We start from the raw sequence: 18,741 nt of genomic DNA, 5'->3' as shown, positions 1-18,741 counted from the left end.
CATGGACGAGCTGATGGAATCCGATAGCGCCAATCCGCTGCACGGCAGCGCGGCGGCCGCTGTCCTGTTGATGCTGTTCGACGAGGACGAGGCCGCGCAGATCCTCTCGCGCCTCGAACCGGACGAAGTGCGCCAGCTCGGCTACGCGATGTACGACGTCGCCGACGTGGCGATCGAGGAAGTCAATCAGGCGCTCGACCAGTTCGTGTCGAAGGCAAAGCGTCGCACGACCATCGGCTATGGCGCCACCCGCCACATCCGCGGCGCAATGCACAAGGCGCTGGGGCCGGAACGCGCCGACAACATGCTCGCGCGGATCACCCCGCCAACGCGCTCGAACAAACTGCAGATGCTTAAATGGATGGAGGCGAAGGAAATCGCCGGGATCATCCAGCAGGAACATCCGCAGGTCATGGCGATCGTGCTCGCGCATCTGGAACCGGCGGTGGCCGCCGATGTGCTGGGGCTGATCCCCAATGAATATCAGGAAGACGTGATCTACCGCGTGGCGACGCTCGGCCCCGTGTCGAACGAGGCGCTCGATGAGCTGGAGGTGATGCTCTCGACCTCGTCGCCGACCGCCACGAAGGGCACCACGTCGCAGCGCGGCGGCACCAGCGAGGCAGCAGCGATCATGAACAACGTCCGCAAGGACATGGAGCAGCGCATCATCAAGGCGCTGACGAAGCGGGACAAGATTATCGCGCAGACGATCGAGGAGGAGATGTTCATCTTCGACAACCTCATCGACCTCGACGAGAAGAACCTCGGTGCGCTGCTGCGGGGCGTCGACAATGAACTGCTCATCGTGGCGCTCAAGGGTGCGAACGAAATGCTCAAGGCGAAGATGCTCGGTTGCATGTCGCAACGCGCGGCGCAGTCGATCGTCGACGAAATGGAAGAACGAGGCCCGATGCGCCTCGCCGAAGTGGTCGACGCGCAGAAGCAGGTGGTGGCGCAGGCGCGCCGTCTGGCCGAGCAGGGCACGATCATGCTGGGCGGAAAGGGCGACGATTTTGTCTAACCTTCTTTCCGGCGACAACGTGGAATTTCAGACCGTCACGGTCGGCTCGCTCGCTCATGCTCCGGCCGCCTCCGGGTTTCGCGCCCGCTTCGTCGGCGCGGTCGATGCGGGGGGCTATCGCCCCGCCACGCGGGAGGAAACGGCGCGTGCCGATCCGGTCGAGCAGGCGCGGGCCGATGGCTTTGCACAAGGGTTCGACGAGGGCGTGCGGGTGGCAAGCGAGAGCCTGTCGGCGGACGCCGATGCGCGCGAGCGGCTGGTTCATGCGCTCGAACAGCTTGCCCCGGCAAGCAATGGCGAACTGTCGTCTCTGCTGTCTGCCGCGGTAATGCGGCTCGTCAGCCAGATCGTCGGCAATGTACCGGTCGACGCGGATCTGCTGCGCCAGCGCTGCGAGAGCGTGGCGGCGTTCATTGACGAGAGCCAGGCGCGCAACAGCCTTGCCATCCATCCCGATGATGCGCCGCTGATCGAAGGGTTCACGCTCGGCGTGCCGCTGGTTCACGATGCCAGCCTGTCGCGCGGGTGCATCCGTCTCGACACCGCTGACGGCTGGATCGAGGACGGGCCGGATATGCAGCTTTCCCGCCTGCGCGCGATGCTGGACGATATGGAGGGGCGGCCATGATCTCCGCCACCCTGACGCAGGCCCGGAACCTCTTCGATCATGTCGCCCTGCACGATGTGCCGCGTCATGTCGGCCGCCTTGTCAGCCATGATGGCGGGATGCTCGAAGTCACCGGTTTCAACCGCCCGATCGGCACCGGCGCACGCGTCGCGGCGTCGGACGGCAGCTTCGCGCGGGCCGAGGTCATCGGCTTTCGCGGCAATCATGCCATTCTCGTACCGCTTGACGTGGACTCGCCGCTGGAAAGCGGTGCGCGGGTCGAACCGGACAGCGCCGCCAATATGGTGCAGGTCGGCGAAGGGCTGATCGGCCGGGTCATCGACGCGATGGGCCAGCCGCTAGACCGCAAGGGACCGATCCTCGCGCAGGGAAGCTGGCCGATCAACGGTGTGCGCGGCAACGTGCTCGACCGGGGCCGGGTGACCGAGCCGTTCGATCTGGGCGTGCGCGCGGTCAACGCGCTGCTGACCGCCGGACGCGGCCAGCGCATCGCCATCGTCGCGGGGTCCGGCGTGGGTAAATCCGTCCTGATGGGACAGATGATCGCGGGTGCAGAGGCGGACATTGTTGTCGCCGGCCTGATCGGCGAGCGCGGGCGCGAAGTCACCGATTTCATCGAAACCAAGCTGGCAGGCGGGATGATGCGCAAAAGCATCGTCGTCGCCGTTCCCGCCGACCATCCCCCGGTGCTGCGCCTGCGTGCGGCGGCGCGGGCGACGGCGATCGCTGAATATTTCCGGGCACGCGGCAAGAAGGTGCTGCTGCTGATCGACAGCCTGACGCGGTGCGCCCATGCACAGCGCGAGATCGGACTGGCGCTGGGCGAACCACCGGCGATGAAGGGCTATCCGCCCTCCGCGCTGTCGCTGATCCCGCGTCTGGTCGAGCGGGCGGGGGTGGATTTGCGCTCGGGAGGATCGATCACCGCGCTCTATACGGTACTTGCGGACGGCGACGACACCGACGATCCGATTGTCGATGCGGCACGCGCCATCGTTGACGGGCATATCATCCTGTCTCGGCACCTGTCCGAACAATCGATCTTTCCGGCCATCGACATCGGCAAATCCTTGTCGCGCGTGATGGCCGACATCGTCGATGACGAGCATCTGCGCACCGCCGCGACCTATCGCGCGCTGTGGGCGGCCTATGAAGAGAACCGCGATCTCATCCTGATGGGCGCCTATCGCCCCGGCAACGACCCGATGATCGATGAGGCTGTGGCGCGGCGGCAGGAAGTGCTCGATTTCCTGCGGCAGGACGCGCGCAGTCAGATCAGCCTCGGTAGCAGCGTTGCGGCGCTTGTCGCGGAGTTTGGCACATGAGCAAGCTTGTCGCCCGCCGCCAGCGTATCGCCCGGGTCCGCGGCGCGCAGCATGCGCTTGCCGTCGCGGAGAGCGTGCGTGTTCAGGAGGAAGCCAAAGCCATTGCCCACAACGCGGAGCGTCTGCGGCGCGTGCGGGGCGAACTGTTCCTCGCGCCGCCGGTGTCGACCGGGGCGAGCTTTGCGGCTTACCGCGAACTGGCGGATCGGCTGGAGCGCGCAGGGCGGCAGCTTGATGGCGCGCTCTACGATGCGCAGCGCCGCGTCGAGGAGGCGCACGGCGTCCGTATCGAAACCAATCGCGACAAGGAAATTGCCGAGCGCCTCAAGGAGCGCGCGAAGGCCGTTGTCGAAGAACAGCGCGAGGCGCGGCTTGCCGCCCTGCCGCGCTATCGGACCATGCAGATGAAGGGGGACCAGTCATGAGTGTCATCGACAGCCTGACGACCGTGCAGACGCCTACGCCGAGTGGGGCGGCATCGGTGAAGGGGGAACAGAAGAGCGGCGCCGATTTCGCCGCAATGCTGAAAGAGGCGCCGGTCCAGCCGGATGCGGCAGCGGACGCCAAGGCGCCCAAGCCTGCCCCCACAGCCGGGGCGGAAGCCGTCGCGCCAGCCCCGGAAGCCGAGGCGGCTGGCGTCGCGAAAGCACCCAAGGACAAGAAGGCGGCGGCAAAAGCCGAGCCGGAGAAGAAGATTCGAAAGAGCGAAAGCGTGGATGCCAACGCGGCAGTCGCGGCCGTTGCAGACGCGCCTGTCCGCGAAGTCCCTGCATCGGACAAAGCGCCGGATCTTGCGGTCGTGAGTGGAAAGACCGGAAAGGTTGCCGCCGCCCAGGCTCCGGCACCCGCAGGCGTGCAACCCGTAGAACCCTCTTCCGAAACCGGAGCGTCCGGCACGGCCAAGCCGGAAAACAAGGGCGCGTTGCCCGCGCAGGCCATGGCTGCGCCCGGACAGGCCATCGGTCATCAAGGGCGCGATGTGCGCAGCGATAGCAAGACAGCTGATGGCGCCAATCCGGCAACCGTGCGCCCGGACGCACCCGAACCGGATCGCCAGGTCGCCGTTAAAGCATCCGACACGCCTGTCGCGCCCGGTGAGGCGACGGCGCTGCTTCGGCTCGCGGCCAACGCCCCCGCCACCAGTGTCGCTCTCGACGCCGTAGCCAAAACGCCCGGCAAAGCCGTTTCCGTCGAGACGAAGGAAACGACCGATGCCGGGGACGTCACGATCGCCCCGAATGCCGCGGCGACGCAGGCGAACGCGGCACAGAAGGCAACGGGCAAAGCGGCTGCGACCGCTGACGCAGCAACGGCCCCCGCGTCGGCACCGGCTGCGGCAACGACCACGGCAATGCCTGCAAAATCCGACACCCGTGACGGCGATCAACCGAAGGACAGAGATGAGTCCGGACGATCCGCCCCGCAATCCGTGCGTGCCCCGTCCGAGAGCGCTGCGCCGTTCGGTCTGCGGTCCGACATTATCGTCAATGCCGCGCTGACCGGTACGCCCGGCGTGGGCGACATCGGCTCCGCTCTCAGCCAGCAGTCGATCGCCATAGGCACCAGCGGCCAGTGGATCGATGACATCGCGCGCGAAATCGCTAGTGTCAGCACATCCAATGGACATGGCAGTTTTCAGCTTGCCAGCATTACGCTGGGCCAGATGCGGGTCGAGCTGACGCCCGGGACGTCCGGCACGGACATCCATCTGACCGTCGACAACGCGGCAGCGGAAGCGGCGCTCAATGCCGATCGCGGGCGGCTGGTGCAGGACGCGCAGCTCGCCGCTGTCCGTATCGGCGAGGTCCGGATCGACCGTGTCGCACACATTGGCGAACCGCAGGGCGGCAATCTGGGCAACGGATCGCAGGGGCAGGGCAGCAACGGTGGCAGCCAAACCGGCGGGCAATCGGCGACCCAGCAGAACGCCGGGCAGGGCAATGGCCAGTCCGCGCGCCAGAATGCGGAAGCCGCGTTCGGACAAAATGGCGGCGGCAACGGCGCACAGCCTAAATCCGCGCCGGTTCGTGCCGTTTCTAGTGACAGTGCCCGGGGGGACGTTTCCGCGCGCGCTGACCAGATGAACGGACCGCAGGCACGCTACGCCTAAGTATGGCACGGATGATGGGGATCATGTCGGATGAGTGAAGAAGCCGAACCAACCAAAAAGAAGGGCGGGAAGAGCAAGCTCATTCTCATCATCATGATTGTGCTCGTGATGTGCGGCGCGGGTGCGGCCGGTGGTCTGTATGCCGCTGGCGCGTTCACGCATGAAATCAAGAAAATCGAGGAAGACCCTAACAAGCCCCGCCTGGTGCTGAAAGGCGAAGATCCGGTCGCCATTGCCGAGGAGTTCACGACGAAGGCGGGCGAAGGCGCGAGTGCGGAGAAAGCCGTGCCCGCCGGGCACAGCTTCCGCCTGCCCGCGGGCGGCATCGATCTGCCCCGGCCCAAGCGCGCGGAGGACTATCAGGCAACCTATTTCCAGTTGCCCAATCCGTTCACGTCGAACCTTGCTGACACCGATGCGTTCGTGCAGGTCTCGATCGCCGTCTCGACCTATTATGACGGCCGCGTGATCGATGCGGTGAAGGCGCACGACCTTCCCATCCGGTCCGAAATCCTGATGATGCTCGCGCAGGAGCAGCAGCTGGTGCTTTCCACGCCGGAAGGCAAGGAAGCCCTTCAGAAGCAACTTGTAAAAATAATTAACCGAGTTCTGCGGGAAAAGACGGGCTACAGCGGGGTTGATAACGTTTATTTTACCAATTTCGTTATTCAGTAGGGACGTCCAAAGCCGGGTACGTCCCCTGGCCTTGGGCTGGGGACTGACCGGTTTATGGACAATGTACAAAGTTATCAGTTCGGCCGATCCGAACAGCAGGTGCCCGTCAACCTGTCCGGAGTGGACAGGCTGGGGGAGCGCCTCGTGCGCCATGTGCGCCCTATCCTGGAATCGATGCTGGGCACCAAACCCGAGATCGTGGTGCAGCCCGCCGAAACGGTCAATTACGACCTGTGGGCGGCGATGGCGCCGAATTTTTCCGCGCTCAGCACCTATCGCCTGCATCCGCTGAAAGGCGCGATGCTGCTACGCGTCGATCCCGCCATGATATCGGGCATCGTCGAACGCTTTTATGGCGGGTCGGGCAACCGGCCGGGTGCCGCGCGCATCGAATTCACGCCCAGCGAGAACCGCGTCATCGGTCGCCTGTCCGATGCGATCATGCAGGCGCTGGCCCGTTTGTGGGGCGATATACTGCCCCTGGAAGCGCACCTGATCGGCCGCGAGCATGATCCCCAGGCGCTGACCTTCGCCGACGCGACCGACCAGTTGCTGATGCAGGGTTTCACCATCGATGCCGGACGCAACGAAAACTGGACGATCGAACTGCTGATTCCGCTGGTTGCGCTGCGCCAGCTGGAACCGCTGCTGGCGGGCAATACCGCCGAGGACGTGCGCAAGAGCGACCCGCTGTGGCAGTCGCGCATCGCGCAGCAGATGGGCGCGATCCGCCTGCCCGCGAAATCGGTGCTGGCGCGCCCCAACCTGACCCTTACCGAATTGCTGAGCCTCAAGCCCGGCGATGTCATCCCCGTCAATATTGCCCGTTATCTGCCGCTGATCGTCGGCGACCGGGTCATCGCCCAAGGCACGATCGGTGAGCAGAACGGCCACGCGGCCTTCATGATCGAGAAAATGAGTTAGGACCAGACACATGAGCGACATGACAGAAGCACCCAAAATGGAAAGCACGGTCAACCGTCTGACCAACAGCCCGCAATATCAGTTGCTGTCGAACATTCCGGTCCGCCTGACGGTGGAAGTGGGATCGACCAGCCTGCGCCTGCAGGAGATCATGGATCTGGCCGAAGGCAGCGTGGTGGAACTTGACCGGCAGGCCGACGACCTGCTCGATATCATGGTTAACGGCGCACTCATCGCCCGCGGTGAAGTCGTCACGGTCAACGGGCGCTATGGCATCCGCGTGGTCGAGGTCGCGAACGCCGAAGCCCGCATGGCGGGCTTGGAGAGGCGCGCCTGATGCTGTGGTATTTCGTCAAGCTGATCGTGCTGCTGCCGATGGTCGGCGCGATGGCTTATGGCGCCTTGTGGATGTGGCGGAAATATCAGCCCGGCATGATCGGTGCGCAGAACGATCGCGCATTGAAGGTCGTCGAGATGCTGCCGATGGGCACGTTCGGCAAGCTCGCCGTGGTGGAATTCGATGGCAAGCGCCTGCTCGTCTCGGTGACGCGCGGACGGATCGACAAGATTGCCGAGGGGGACCAGCGTGCGCGCTAAGTTCGTCCTGCTAACCGGACTGGGCGTGGTCGCGACGCTGGCGCTGGCCCACCCGGCCTTTGCGCAAGCGGTCGTGCCGCCGACACCACCCGCCCCGGTCGATACCGGCGGCGCATTGACCCGCGCGCTGGGCGATGTGTCCGGCAACGGCGCGCCGATGTCGCTCAGCCTTCAGATCCTGATTCTCATGAGCCTGCTGACGGTGCTGCCGTCGCTGGTGCTGATGATGACCAGTTTCACGCGCATCATCATCGTGCTGTCGCTGCTGCGGCAGGCGCTGGGATTGCAACAGACCCCGCCCAATCAGGTGCTGGTGGGTCTGGCGCTGTTCCTCTCCCTGTTCGTGATGCGTCCGACGATCGACCAGATCAACACGCAGGCCTTTACCCCATATGGTGCCGGACAGATCACCATCGAGGAGGCGATCGGCCGCTCAGCCAAGAGCTTCCATAGCTTCATGGCGAAGCAGACGCGCGAGAGCGATCTCAAGATGTTTGCGGGACTGGCCGAAGCGCCTGCCTTCCGCACGCCGGACGACGTTCCCTTCACCATTCTGCTGCCCGCCTTCGTGACGAGCGAATTGAAGACCGCGTTCCAGATCGGCTTCATGATCTTCCTGCCGTTCCTTATCATCGATCTTGTGGTGGCATCGACGCTGATGTCGCTGGGCATGATGATGCTGTCCCCGACGATCATCTCGATGCCGTTCAAGCTGTTGCTGTTCGTGATGGTGGACGGCTGGGCGTTGACCATGGGGTCACTCGCCGGCTCCTTCGCGACCTAGGCGGCCGGATATGGAAAACTCCGATTTCTTCCTCGGCATCGCGCAGCAGGCTTTGTGGATTACCGCGCTCGCCGCAACACCGATCCTGGTGCCGGCGCTGATCGCGGGGCTGGTACTCGGCATGATTCAGGCAGCGACCTCGATCAACGAACAGACATTGAGCTTCGTCCCCAAGCTGATCGTCGTGGCGGGAATGCTGGCGCTGTTCGGCGGATCGATCATGCTGCTGATCGCCGACTTCACGCGTGAGATTTTCGACCGCATTCCCCAGATGCTCGGCAACTAGCGGCGGGCGGCGGCGCGATGTTTGCACCCGGCTTCAACGGCATCGAGGCGCAGCTGTGGATCTGGCTCGTGGCGATGATCCGCCCGGGCGCGGCTCTCCTCGCTGCGCCGATCTTCGGTGCACGCGCCGTGCCGATCCAGTTGCGGCTGATCCTGTCGCTGGCCGTGGGCATGGGCGCGATGAACAGCGTTACGTTTACCCTGCCGCCTGACGGCGTGGCGAGCATCGCGGGGATCGCGCTGGTGGCGGGTGAAGTGCTCGCTGGCCTCGCCATGGGGTTCGCATTGCAGATCGCCTATTCGGCGACCTTCGTCGCGGGCGAAACCATCGGCAACGCGATGGGCCTGGGCTTCGCGTCGATGGTCGATCCGCAATCGGGACAGTCCACGCAGGTCGTGGGACAGTTCTTGTCCATTATGTCGACCTTTCTGCTGCTCGGCATGGACGGGCATCTGCTGCTCATCCGCTATATCATCCAGAGCTATACCGCGCTGCCGCCCGGCGGGGCGATGCTGTCCAACGACGCGATCTACAATCTCGTGCTGTTCGGCGGAGCGCTGCTGGGCGCGGGGCTGACGATCGCGCTGCCGGTCGGCTTCGCGCTGATCCTCATCCAGCTTGTGATGGGGATGCTGGCCCGGTCGGCACCTGCGCTCAATCTCTTTTCCGTAGGCATTCCGGTCGCGCTGTTCGCCGGGCTGCTGCTGCTCGCGCTGACCGCGCCGGTCATGGGGCAGGGCATCGCCGATGCGCTGCGTCAGGGGCTGGACCATGTCCAGCTGATCGCGGAAGGGCACTAGACGATGGCGCAGCAGAGCAACGGCGGTGGTGAAAAGACCGAGAAGCCAACAGCCAAGAAGCTGGCCGATGCCGCCAAGGAAGGCGATATCCTCCAGTCGCGTGAGCTGGGCACGGGTCTGGTTGTGATGGCGGGCGCGGTATGGCTGGCGATTGCCGGACCGATGCTGGTTGACGCCTTGCGCACCATGCTGGTGGAAGGCCTGCGGTTCGATCAGCGTGACGTGGTGGAATTTGATCCGGCGCTGCGCGGCGCAGGCCTTGCCTCCGGGTTGCTCCTGCCCGTCGGGGGGCTGATGCTGGCGACGGTGGTGGCGGCAATCGCCGCCCCCGCGCTGCTCGGCTCCCTGGGGTTCCGTTCGAACGCCTTCATGCCCAAGGCGTCGAAGATCAATCCCGCCAATGGCCTCAAGCGGATGTTCGGGATGCAGGGGCTCATCGAGCTGGGCAAATCCCTGGCCAAGGTGGCGCTGATGGGCGCGATCGGGGTGTGGCTGGTCTGGAGCCGCCTCACCGAAATCACCGTCATGGGCACGCGCGGACTGGAGACCGCGACCGCTGAGCTGGGCAGCCTGTTCGTGCTCGCCTGCCTCGTGATGGGCGGCGCGTTGCTGCTGATCGCTGGTGTCGACGTGCCCGCGCAGCTTTTCCAGCGCGCCAAGCGCCTCGGCATGAGCAAGCAGGACATCAAGGACGAGCACAAGGAAAGCGAAGGCTCGCCCGAGGTCAAGGGACAGATGCGGCGTCGGCAATATGAGACGTTGCAGGGCAGCGCGCGCAAGGCTGTAGCGGAAGCGACCGTCGTGCTGACCAACCCGACCCATTTTGCCGTCGCGCTGCGCTATCAGCCGGGCCGCGACATGGCGCCGGTGGTGGTGGCGCGGGGCTGCGACGCGATCGCCGCCGCGATCCGCGAGCTGGCCGACCAGAACCAGGTGCCGGTGCTGCAATATCCGGAACTGGCGCGCGCGGTCTACTTCACATCACGTAACGGACAGGTGGTCAACGAGGCGCTGTATATGGCGGTCGCGACCGTGCTGGCCTTCCTGTTCCGCGTCGAAAACCGCATGGCGAGCGAGATGGACCGCCCGCATATCGAGCTGCCGCCGGAAATGCGGTTCAACGCAGATGGCAAGGTCGAGGGCGCTTAATCGGCGCGGCCAAATTCCACTGCGCTCCTTATGTCTGCTATCCGCGAGTTTCCGTCCCCAAGTTGCTGTTCGGGACACGACAACGTTGCAGACAAATCTCATATCTCTGCTATCGTGAAAATATACTGTTGCTTTAAAAAGTGAGCGGCATTGATGGCCTTGCGGCATCGCCTTATCGGCACAGTGATGCGTTTAGCATTCCGTATAACGCGACCGCGCACAATCGGCGTTCGTGCCGTAGTTCTTGATCACATGGATCGCATCGCGCTGGTTCGCCACACCTACATTGACCAATGGTATCTTCCTGGTGGAGGGGTGAACCGAGGCGAAAGTATTTCGGCTGCATTGACGCGCGAGCTGAGTGAAGAATTGGCGCTTCGAGATCCACACATTGAGCGTGTGCTAGGAGCTTATCACAGCCGCAATGAAGCAAAAGACGATCATATCATCATTTTTGTCGTACGAGTCCTGTCAAATGGTGATGAGCTCATTCCAAATGTCGATGTCAACGAAATCGAAGAAGCACGTTGGTTCGCTTTAGATCAGGTTCCCAGTTCGCTATCGCCAGCAACTGCTCGTCGTATTGCCGAATACCGGGCCGGCCTGACCGGGGCTGGGCAATGGTAGAAATTTCCGTTTCCCACAACGCTTCCGACACGCAACTGGCTCTGAATGTTCTTCAAAAGCGGGCATCATTCAGGGCTAAATTTGTCCACGCTATGCCGGGGCTTGGAACAGCTGAGTGACGTCGCCGCCCCAAATATCCTGAATTTTTCTTTAATCCTCTCTGTCCGCACTCCCTTTACGTCCACCGTCTAATGGTGGTGCCATGAATGATTTCGTGCCTCGAATCGATTCCATCGCGCCGGATCGCGGCGCCGTGCGCACTGTCGCGCCGGTTGTATCTGTGCAGGCGGGTGGCGCCTCGGCCCAGTCCGGACAGGATCTGGACACCGAAGCGCGCAACGAGCAGGCCCGCCAGGAACATATGGCGAGCGCATCCGACTATGCGAAGGTCCAGGCGCGCGTCGCCGACATCCTGTCGCGGCTGAACGCGGACAAGGTGCCCTCTGCGGAGTCCGTCGAACGGGCCGACGCCCAGATCGGATCGATGATTCCTCCGCCGGTGGTGGTTGTGCCGTTGTTCCCGGCGAGCCGGGAAATGATCGAACATGCCCTTGCGGTCGCGCACGACATTGCTGAGCAGGCGATGCTCGCGCAGGCGGCGCAGGCCAACGTCAACGTCGGCACCGTCGAGCAGGTACTGGCCTAGCATTAATCCGTTCGGCACGAAAAAATACACCGCCGACACCCTAAACTTTCCCCACATGCCGCCGTTCTCCTGCTTTGAAAGGGACACGCATGACGAGCATTGGTGGCAATATTTCCAACCTTCTGGGGTTTGGATCGGGTATTGATACTACCGCGCTGGTGAGCAGCCTGGTCAGCGCGGCGCGCGATCCCAAGCAAAAGGTCCTCAACAACCGCATCACCCTCAACGACACGCGGATTTCCGCGCTGGCGTCGGCGAAGAGCGCGCTGGATGCCTTCTCGACCACGCTGACCGATACCCTCAAGCAAAGCGATTTTTCGGGTCAGCCGGTGTCGAACGATCCCAGCATTGTCGCTGTCAGCCTTATCGCGGGTGGTGTGCCCAAGGGCCTTCCCGCGCAGATCGAAGTGAAGCAGCTGGCGGCCGGGCAGACGCTGGAGTCCGCGTCCCTGGTCAATGCCGCGACGGCGGTTGGCCTGGGCACGCTGACGCTGACGACCGCGTCGGGGCCGCATGCCATCACCATCACCGGCCTGAACAATTCGTTGAGCGGTCTCGCCGCGGAGATCAATAATGCGGGAGCGGGCGTAACCGCCACCGTTGTGACCGACAACCGGGGCTCGCGGCTGGTGCTGAAGGGGGAGACAGGCGACGCCAACGCGTTCACCTTGACCAACAGCGGCACGGCAGATGTCGACCTGCAGCGCTTTACATTTGACGGCACGACCGGCGGCATGACGAAGAAGCAGGATGCGCTGGACAGCATTGTCATGATCGACAATGTCGAGATGCAGAACGACAGCAATGTCCTGAAGACCGCGATCCCCTATGTCCGCATCGACCTTAACAAGGCGGCGCCCGGAACGCTGGTCACACTGGCCAGCAATGAGCCGACCAGCACGATGAAGGACCTCGTTACCGAATTCGTGAGCGCCTACAACACGCTGCGCAGCGCGCTCAACAGCGCGACGGCAGTCGGCAAGACGCCGTCTGAATCGGGGGCACTCGCCGGCGATCCGGCAGCGCGGGCCATGCTGAACCAGCTGTCGCGCCTGACAACGACGACGCTTGCCACAAGCGGCCCCTATCGGACGCTTGGCGATCTGGGCATCAAGACCTATCAGGACGGCACGCTGCTCGTCGATACCACCAAGCTCGACGCCGCGATCGCCGCTGATCCGACTGCCGTTACGCAGCTTCTCAACCCGTCCGCACCTACGGCGAGCAACCCCGGCATCGCCGGTGCGGTGAAAGCCGTGGTCGACAATCTGGAACAGGACGGCGGCGTACTGAAGGCCGATCAGGCAAAATATGAGGCTCTGAAGACCGAATTGTCCAAGCAGCTCGACAAGCTCAACACCGACATGACCGATTACGAAGAGCGCCTGAACACCGTCTACACCAAGATGGACGCGCAGCTCTCGGCCTTCAAGGCAACCCAGAGCTATCTTGAGCAGCAGGTCAAGATGTGGACCAACAGCAAAGAATGACCCCAAACAGGACCAGAGGACCTATGTACTATTCACAACAGGGATTCGCCGGGGCCGCAGGGCGCCGCTACGCCGCCGTTCATGCCGGAAGCCGGATCGAAAGCGCCACTCCGCATGGACTGGTCAAGATCCTGTTTGACGAGCTGCTGCTGGCGATGGATGCTTCCGCGCTGGCGCAGGACCAGCAGGATCAGGCGAAGGCCAACGACAAGCATGCGCGCGCCATGGCCATCGTGCACGCTCTCGAAACCAGCCTGGACTTTGAGCGGGGCGGGGATATCGCCATCGGCTTGGCGCAGATCTACCGCGAAGCGCGGCGTTTGATGCTGCTGTCGGTCCAGAACCGCACCTCGGCTGAAACGCGCAAGGCGCGCGCGATCGTTGGGGAAATCGCCGACGCATGGGCGAAGATCGGCTAAGGGACGGTCCCCTCACGGAGTTGACGTAAGAAGGCGGCCAATCTATAGGCTCGCTTCGCGAAGGGCGGCCCGGCGGGGGTCGCCTTTTTGCGTTTGACCGGATCAGCGTATCCAGCACAGCAGAAAGGGAAGGCCCCATGTCGTCGACTTCGATCACGCCGCTCATGCCCGTTTACCCCCGGTGCGATGTGCGTCCGGTGCGAGGCGAGGGGTGCTATCTGTTCGGTGAGCGCGGCGAGCGCTATCTCGACTTCGCGAGCGGCATTGCCGTGAATGCGCTGGGCCATGGCGATGCGCGGCTGGTCAAGGCGATCGCCGACCAGGCGGCAACGCTGATGCATGTGTCCAACCTGTACGGCAGTCCGCAGGGCGAGAAGTTGGCGCAGACGATCGTCGATACGACCTTCGCCGATACGGTGTTCTTCACCAATTCGGGCGCGGAAGCGGTCGAATGCGCGATCAAGACCGCCCGGCGCTATCATTATGCCAACGGCGAGGCCCATCGGCACAAGATCATCACGTTCGCCAACGCCTTTCACGGGCGGACGCTGGGCACGATCTCGGCCACCAATCAGCCCAAGATGCGCGACGGGTTCGAACCCCTCTTGCCCGGCTTCGAAGTGCTTGCTTTCAACGACCTTGCGGCGGCGGAAGCGGCGATCGACGAGAACACGGCGGGTTTCATGCTGGAGCCGGTGCAGGGTGAGGGCGGTATCCTGCCCGCCACGCAGGAGTTCCTGCAGGGTATCCGGGCGCTGTGCGATGCGCACGGCCTGCTGCTGATCCTCGACGAGGTACAATGCGGCGTCGGGCGGACGGGAACGCTGTTCGCGCATGAGCAATATGGCGTGACGCCGGACATCATGGCGGTGGCCAAGGGCATCGGCGCGGGTTTCCCGCTCGGCGCATGCCTCGCGACCGAGGAAGCGGCCAAGGGCATGGTCGCGGGCACGCACGGGTCGACCTATGGTGGCAATCCGCTGGCGATGGCAGTCGGCAGCACGGTGTGGGGTATCATTTCCGAGCCCGCGTTTCTGGAGCATGTGCGTGCCATGGGTGAACGGCTGCGGGGTGCTCTGGAGCAGATGATCCCCAATCATGACGCCTTGTTCGAGAGCGTGCGTGGCATGGGTCTGATGCTCGGTATCAAGCTCAAGAGCGACAGCCGCGGCTTCGTCGCCCATCTGCGCGACCGGCATGGGCTGCTGACTGTGGCGGCGGGCGATAATGTCGTGCGCATCCTTCCGCCGCTCGTCATCAACGAGAGCCATATCGCGGAGTGCATCGAAAAGCTGTCGGCGGGCGCGCGGGACTATGTTCCGCCCGCTGCTGCCTGACGGGAGGCGCGCCCATGACGAGACATTTTCTCAATCTCTCCGATGCGGGCGGCGATGCCATCGCGGCGATGCTGAACGATGCGATGGACCGGAAGGCAGCGCGTGCGGGCAAGCCCAAGGGTGCGGTCGACGCCGATGCGCCGCTGGCGGGTCACACACTCGCCCTGGTGTTCGAGAAGAACTCGACCCGCACGCGTGTCAGCTTCGATATGGCGATCCGGCAGCTGGGCGGGAGCAGCGTCATCCTTGACGCCGGGACCACACAGCTCGGGCGTGGGGAAACGGTGGCGGACACCGCCCGCGTCCTTGCGCGCATGTGCGACGCCGTCATGGTGCGGACGGACGACCATGCCAAAGTCGAGGAAATGGCTGCACATTCGAGCGTACCGGTCATCAACGGCCTGACCGACCTGTCGCACCCCTGTCAGATCATGGCGGACCTGATGACGGTGATCGAGCATGGGCTGGCGCTGCCGGGATCGAAATGGGCGTGGCTGGGCGACGGGAATAATGTCCTGCACTCGATCATCGAGGCGGCGGGGCTGATGCGCTTCCATGTCGCCGTCGCGTGCCCGGAAGGGTTCGAACCCAACCCCCTGTTTGCGGCCGAAGCGATGAAGTTCGGCGTCGACATCGGTCTGACGCAGGACCCGGAAGAAGCGGTGCGGGATGCGGATGTGGTGGTGACCGACACCTGGGTGTCGATGGGGCAGGACCATGCCGAAGAGAAGCTAGCGGCGATGGCGCCCTATCAGGTGACCGAACGCCTGATGGCGCTCGCCAAACCGACCGCGAAGTTCCTCCACTGCCTGCCCGCCCATCGCGGTGAGGAAGTGGTGGACGCGGTGATCGACGGGTCGCAATCGCTGGTGTGGGACGAGGCGGAAAACCGCCTTCACGCCCAGAAATCGGTGCTGCTATGGGCGCTCGGCAAATTGGGGTGACGCGCACGGCGGGACCGGCGGCGGGTTGGAAGTGATGGTGGGCATCCCCATCTTCCGGTCATGCAGAATGAAGGACAATCCGTGACCATGAGCGAAATCGACCGGGTACAGGGCTTTACGATCCCGTCCCGCCATGTGCGGGGGCGGGTCGCGCGGCTCGGCCCGGTGCTCGACGAGGTGCTCTCCGCCCATGCCTATCCACCGGCGATCGAACGCCTGCTGGCCGAAGCGTTGATGCTTGCCGCCCTGCTGGGGACGACGCTCAAGGATGATGCCGGGCAGATGACGCTGCAGGCGCAGACCGAGGCGGGCGTCGTCAGCCTGCTTGTCGCGGACTATAAGGCCGGTGCGGTGCGCGGCTATGTGCAGTTCGACGCGGACCGGCTGGCGGAAATGGGCAGCGATCCCAGCCTCTTCGGCCTGTTCGGCAAGGGCTATCTGGCGATTACCTTCGACCAGGCGGCGAGCGCAGGAGCGGAGGCCACGCGTTATCAAGGCATCGTCCCGCTGGAGGGCGAGTCGCTGGGCAAGGCGGCGGAATATTATTTCAGCCAGTCCGAACAGATCCCGAGCTTCGTGCAGATCGATGTGCGCCATGGCCCCAATGGAGGCTGCATTGCGGGCGGCGTCCTTATCCAGCATCTTCCCGAGGGCGAAGTCGGGCGCGAACGGCTGCATGTGCGCCATGACCATCCCGAGTGGGAGCATGTGCAGGCGCTGGCGAGTACGGTAAAGTCGGACGAACTGACCAACCCGGAGCTCGGCCTGTCCGACATCGTGTGGCGCCTGTTCCACGAGGAAGAGGAAGTGCGCGTCAACGACGACCATGTGCTGACGCGGGGGTGCCGGTGCGACCTTACGCATATCCGCGACGTGCTGGGCCGCTTTCCCGCCGACGAGCGGACCGACATGGCGGATGAGGCGGGCAACATCAATGTCGACTGCGCCTTTTGCTCCCGCATTTTCCCGGTCTCATTGGCGAGCCTCACGCAATAGGCGTGTTCCGTGCGCCTGAATGGGACAGATGCGGGTCCGCTTTTGCCCTCATATTTGCCGCATTTTTTTGATAAGACTCTGTCATACAGGGGCGTGGAGTGTGCTCGAAAGCCGGTCACGGCAGAGCGGATGCGGGGGATTTGGCGGGCAATGGTCCAGATGAAATGGCGAATTCTGTTACTCGGTGGCGTGATGCTGGGATGCGTCGCGGCGATGGCGCCCGGGGGATCTGCGCCCAAAGCGGCGGGTATGCTGGCGCTCCACGGCCTGGAAAAGGGGCAGTGGGAACTGCGCGAGCGCGGTCGTACGCCGCCCGAACGCCAGCCGCGCAAGGTGTGTGTCGGCGATCCTGCCCAACTGATGCAGGTCGGCCATCCGCGCGCCAGCTGTTCGCGCTTCGTGGTGGCGGACGAGGCCAGCCGGGCGGCCGTCACCTACCAATGCAATGGCGCGGGCAGCGGCCGCACCGATCTGCGCGTGGAAACATCGCGCCTGGTACAGATTGACGCGCAGGGGGTGGCAAATGGCGCTCCCTTTTCCCTCGCGCTGGAAGGGCGCCGCGTCGGCAATTGCCCCTGACCCGCGACGCTTGCGCAAGGGCAGCGTTGGCGCTAGCGCGCTTCCATGAGCGTTTCGGCACAATCAAGGGCGGTGGTGCTGCTGTCCGGCGGCATGGACAGTTTCGTCGCGGCGGCCCTCGCGCGGGAAGCGGGGCATGATCTCTACGCGCTGACCATCGACTATAACCAGCGTCACCGGGTCGAACTGAACGCCGCGCGCGCCATCGCGCAGGTGCTGGGCGTGGAACGCCATATCGTGCTGCCGCTCGATCTGACCGCGTTCGGCGGATCGGCACTGACCGACAGCATTGCCGTGCCCAAGGACGGTGCGGGCACACAAGAGGATGGCGGGATCCCGGTGACCTATGTTCCGGCGCGCAACACCATTTTCCTCTCGCTGACACTGGGTTTTGCCGAGGTGACCGGCGCTCGCGACATCTATATCGGCGTCAATGCGCTCGATTATTCCGGCTATCCCGATTGCCGGGCCGAATTCATCGCGGCGTTTCAGGCGATGGCTGCGCTCGCCACCAAGGCGGGTGTGGAGGGCGCGCCGGTGCGGATCAATACGCCGCTTCAGGATATGAGCAAGGCGGACATTGCGCGCGAAGCGGCGCGGCTGGGGCTGGACGCGGGGTTGAGCTGGTCCTGCTACGATCCGACCCCGGACGGCTTGCATTGCGGGCAGTGCGACAGCTGCCGCCTGCGCTCGCGGGGTTTTGCCGAGGCCGGTCTGCCCGACCCGACCCGCTACGCATGAGCTACGCCGTCAAGGAGATGTTCCTGACGTTGCAGGGCGAAGGGATGCGTGCGGGGCGCCGCGCGGTGTTCGTGCGCTTTGCCGGATGCAATCTGTGGTCCGGCCGGGAGCAGGACCGCGCGCACGCGATCTGCCGCTTTTGCGACACGGATTTCGTGGGGACCGACGGCGCGGGCGGGGGCAAGTTTGCCGACGCCGAAGCGCTCGCCCGGGCGGCGGAGGGCCATTGGGGGGAGGAGCGCGGCCTGCGCTATGTCGTGCTCACCGGGGGCGAGCCGATGCTGCAGGTCGACGATGCGCTGGTCGACGCGCTGCATGCGCGCGGCTTCGAAATCGCGATCGAGACCAACGGCACGCTCCCCGCGCATCCTGGCATCGACTGGATCTGCGTCAGCCCCAAGGCGGCCAGTGACGTGGTGCAGCGGTCCGGCAACGAGCTCAAGCTCGTCTGGCCGCAACCGGGCAGCGACAGCACGGCGATGGAAAGCTGGGCATTCGACCACCACCTCATCCAGCCTATGGACGATGCGCGCGGCGAGGAGAATGTCCGCGCGTGCATCGATTTCGTGATGGCACACCCGCAATGGCGGCTGAGCCTGCAAAACCACAAGGCGCTGGGCCTGCGGTAGGATGTGAGCGCGGGACTACAAAGGGTCGGGC

General features: G+C 64.2%; 23 protein-coding genes. All 23 read left to right on the top strand.

The window, feature by feature from the left end:
* Nucleotide 1: 1 nt before the first annotated feature.
* Complete coding sequence (gene fliG / locus FHS92_RS07605; protein ID WP_184079220.1) at nucleotides 2-1,024, top strand: flagellar motor switch protein FliG; 1,023 nt, start codon at nucleotides 2-4, stop codon at nucleotides 1,022-1,024.
* Nucleotides 1,017-1,652: a FliH/SctL family protein gene (locus FHS92_RS07600; protein ID WP_221230964.1), complete on the top strand. Its 636-nt coding sequence runs from the start codon at nucleotides 1,017-1,019 to the stop codon at nucleotides 1,650-1,652. Before fliG ends, FHS92_RS07600 begins: the two co-directional genes overlap by 8 nt.
* A complete protein-coding gene (locus tag FHS92_RS07595; RefSeq protein WP_184079218.1) occupies nucleotides 1,649-2,977 on the top strand; it encodes a FliI/YscN family ATPase in 1,329 nt (442 codons plus the stop codon). Before FHS92_RS07600 ends, FHS92_RS07595 begins: the two co-directional genes overlap by 4 nt.
* Entirely contained in the window at nucleotides 2,974-3,402 is a 429-nt protein-coding gene (locus FHS92_RS07590) for a hypothetical protein (protein ID WP_184079215.1), read from the top strand. Before FHS92_RS07595 ends, FHS92_RS07590 begins: the two co-directional genes overlap by 4 nt.
* Nucleotides 3,399-5,087 carry a hypothetical protein gene (locus FHS92_RS07585; protein WP_184079213.1) on the top strand — a complete coding sequence of 563 codons (1,689 nt, stop codon included), beginning with the start codon at nucleotides 3,399-3,401 and terminating at the stop codon, nucleotides 5,085-5,087. The genes FHS92_RS07590 and FHS92_RS07585 overlap by 4 nt, the downstream gene beginning before the upstream one ends.
* 30 nt (nucleotides 5,088-5,117) lie before the next feature.
* A complete protein-coding gene (locus FHS92_RS07580; RefSeq protein ID WP_184079211.1) occupies nucleotides 5,118-5,762 on the top strand; it encodes a flagellar basal body-associated FliL family protein in 645 nt (214 codons plus the stop codon).
* A 54-nt stretch (nucleotides 5,763-5,816) separates the two neighbouring features.
* Complete coding sequence (locus tag FHS92_RS07575) at nucleotides 5,817-6,686, top strand: flagellar motor switch protein FliM (protein WP_184079209.1); 870 nt, start codon at nucleotides 5,817-5,819, stop codon at nucleotides 6,684-6,686.
* 10 nt (nucleotides 6,687-6,696) lie between these two features.
* On the top strand, nucleotides 6,697-7,023 hold the full coding sequence (gene fliN, locus FHS92_RS07570) for a flagellar motor switch protein FliN (RefSeq protein ID WP_184079207.1): 327 nt from the start codon (nucleotides 6,697-6,699) through the stop codon (nucleotides 7,021-7,023).
* Nucleotides 7,023-7,283 (top strand): FliO/MopB family protein, encoded by a 261-nt coding sequence (locus FHS92_RS07565; protein WP_184079205.1) that lies wholly within the window; start codon nucleotides 7,023-7,025, stop codon nucleotides 7,281-7,283. The genes fliN and FHS92_RS07565 overlap by 1 nt, the downstream gene beginning before the upstream one ends.
* Nucleotides 7,273-8,067 carry a flagellar type III secretion system pore protein FliP gene (gene fliP, locus FHS92_RS07560; protein WP_184079203.1) on the top strand — a complete coding sequence of 265 codons (795 nt, stop codon included), beginning with the start codon at nucleotides 7,273-7,275 and terminating at the stop codon, nucleotides 8,065-8,067. The genes FHS92_RS07565 and fliP overlap by 11 nt, the downstream gene beginning before the upstream one ends.
* Before the next feature lie 10 nt (nucleotides 8,068-8,077).
* Nucleotides 8,078-8,353: a flagellar biosynthesis protein FliQ gene (gene fliQ, locus FHS92_RS07555; protein ID WP_184079201.1), complete on the top strand. Its 276-nt coding sequence runs from the start codon at nucleotides 8,078-8,080 to the stop codon at nucleotides 8,351-8,353.
* 17 nt (nucleotides 8,354-8,370) lie between these two features.
* The gene (fliR, locus tag FHS92_RS07550) at nucleotides 8,371-9,153 is read left to right on the top strand and encodes a flagellar biosynthetic protein FliR (protein ID WP_184079199.1); all 783 of its coding nucleotides are present in this window, start codon (nucleotides 8,371-8,373) and stop codon (nucleotides 9,151-9,153) included.
* 3 nt (nucleotides 9,154-9,156) lie between these two features.
* Nucleotides 9,157-10,302 carry an EscU/YscU/HrcU family type III secretion system export apparatus switch protein gene (locus FHS92_RS07545; protein WP_184079197.1) on the top strand — a complete coding sequence of 382 codons (1,146 nt, stop codon included), beginning with the start codon at nucleotides 9,157-9,159 and terminating at the stop codon, nucleotides 10,300-10,302.
* 153 nt (nucleotides 10,303-10,455) lie between these two features.
* Complete coding sequence (locus FHS92_RS07540; protein WP_184079195.1) at nucleotides 10,456-10,929, top strand: NUDIX domain-containing protein; 474 nt, start codon at nucleotides 10,456-10,458, stop codon at nucleotides 10,927-10,929.
* Nucleotides 10,930-11,143: 214 nt separating this feature from the next.
* Nucleotides 11,144-11,575, top strand: a complete 432-nt coding sequence (locus tag FHS92_RS07535) for a hypothetical protein (RefSeq protein WP_184079193.1) — start codon at nucleotides 11,144-11,146, stop codon at nucleotides 11,573-11,575.
* A gap of 89 nt (nucleotides 11,576-11,664) precedes the next feature.
* Entirely contained in the window at nucleotides 11,665-13,065 is a 1,401-nt protein-coding gene (gene fliD / locus FHS92_RS07530) for a flagellar filament capping protein FliD (RefSeq protein ID WP_184079191.1), read from the top strand.
* A gap of 23 nt (nucleotides 13,066-13,088) precedes the next feature.
* Nucleotides 13,089-13,484 carry a flagellar export chaperone FliS gene (locus FHS92_RS07525; protein ID WP_184079189.1) on the top strand — a complete coding sequence of 132 codons (396 nt, stop codon included), beginning with the start codon at nucleotides 13,089-13,091 and terminating at the stop codon, nucleotides 13,482-13,484.
* 137 nt (nucleotides 13,485-13,621) lie between these two features.
* Nucleotides 13,622-14,821, top strand: coding sequence for an aspartate aminotransferase family protein (locus tag FHS92_RS07520; RefSeq protein ID WP_184079187.1), 1,200 nt, complete (start codon nucleotides 13,622-13,624; stop codon nucleotides 14,819-14,821).
* A gap of 14 nt (nucleotides 14,822-14,835) precedes the next feature.
* The gene (gene argF / locus FHS92_RS07515) at nucleotides 14,836-15,765 is read left to right on the top strand and encodes an ornithine carbamoyltransferase (protein WP_184079185.1); all 930 of its coding nucleotides are present in this window, start codon (nucleotides 14,836-14,838) and stop codon (nucleotides 15,763-15,765) included.
* An 87-nt stretch (nucleotides 15,766-15,852) separates the two neighbouring features.
* Nucleotides 15,853-16,761: an Hsp33 family molecular chaperone HslO gene (gene hslO / locus FHS92_RS07510; protein WP_246351906.1), complete on the top strand. Its 909-nt coding sequence runs from the start codon at nucleotides 15,853-15,855 to the stop codon at nucleotides 16,759-16,761.
* Between the two features lie 159 nt (nucleotides 16,762-16,920).
* Nucleotides 16,921-17,340, top strand: a complete 420-nt coding sequence (locus tag FHS92_RS07505; protein ID WP_184079181.1) for a DUF3617 domain-containing protein — start codon at nucleotides 16,921-16,923, stop codon at nucleotides 17,338-17,340.
* A 45-nt stretch (nucleotides 17,341-17,385) separates the two neighbouring features.
* Entirely contained in the window at nucleotides 17,386-18,081 is a 696-nt protein-coding gene (gene queC / locus FHS92_RS07500) for a 7-cyano-7-deazaguanine synthase QueC (RefSeq protein ID WP_184079179.1), read from the top strand.
* Nucleotides 18,078-18,710, top strand: coding sequence for a 7-carboxy-7-deazaguanine synthase (gene queE, locus FHS92_RS07495; protein ID WP_184079177.1), 633 nt, complete (start codon nucleotides 18,078-18,080; stop codon nucleotides 18,708-18,710). Before queC ends, queE begins: the two co-directional genes overlap by 4 nt.
* Nucleotides 18,711-18,741: the final 31 nt, after the last annotated feature.

The sequence above is a fragment of the Sphingobium subterraneum genome (genome assembly GCF_014199435.1).
Taxonomy (GTDB): Bacteria; Pseudomonadota; Alphaproteobacteria; order Sphingomonadales; family Sphingomonadaceae; genus Sphingobium; species Sphingobium subterraneum.
Note: the sequence above shows the minus strand (reverse complement) of the source record. Positions and strands in the feature narration are given on the sequence as shown.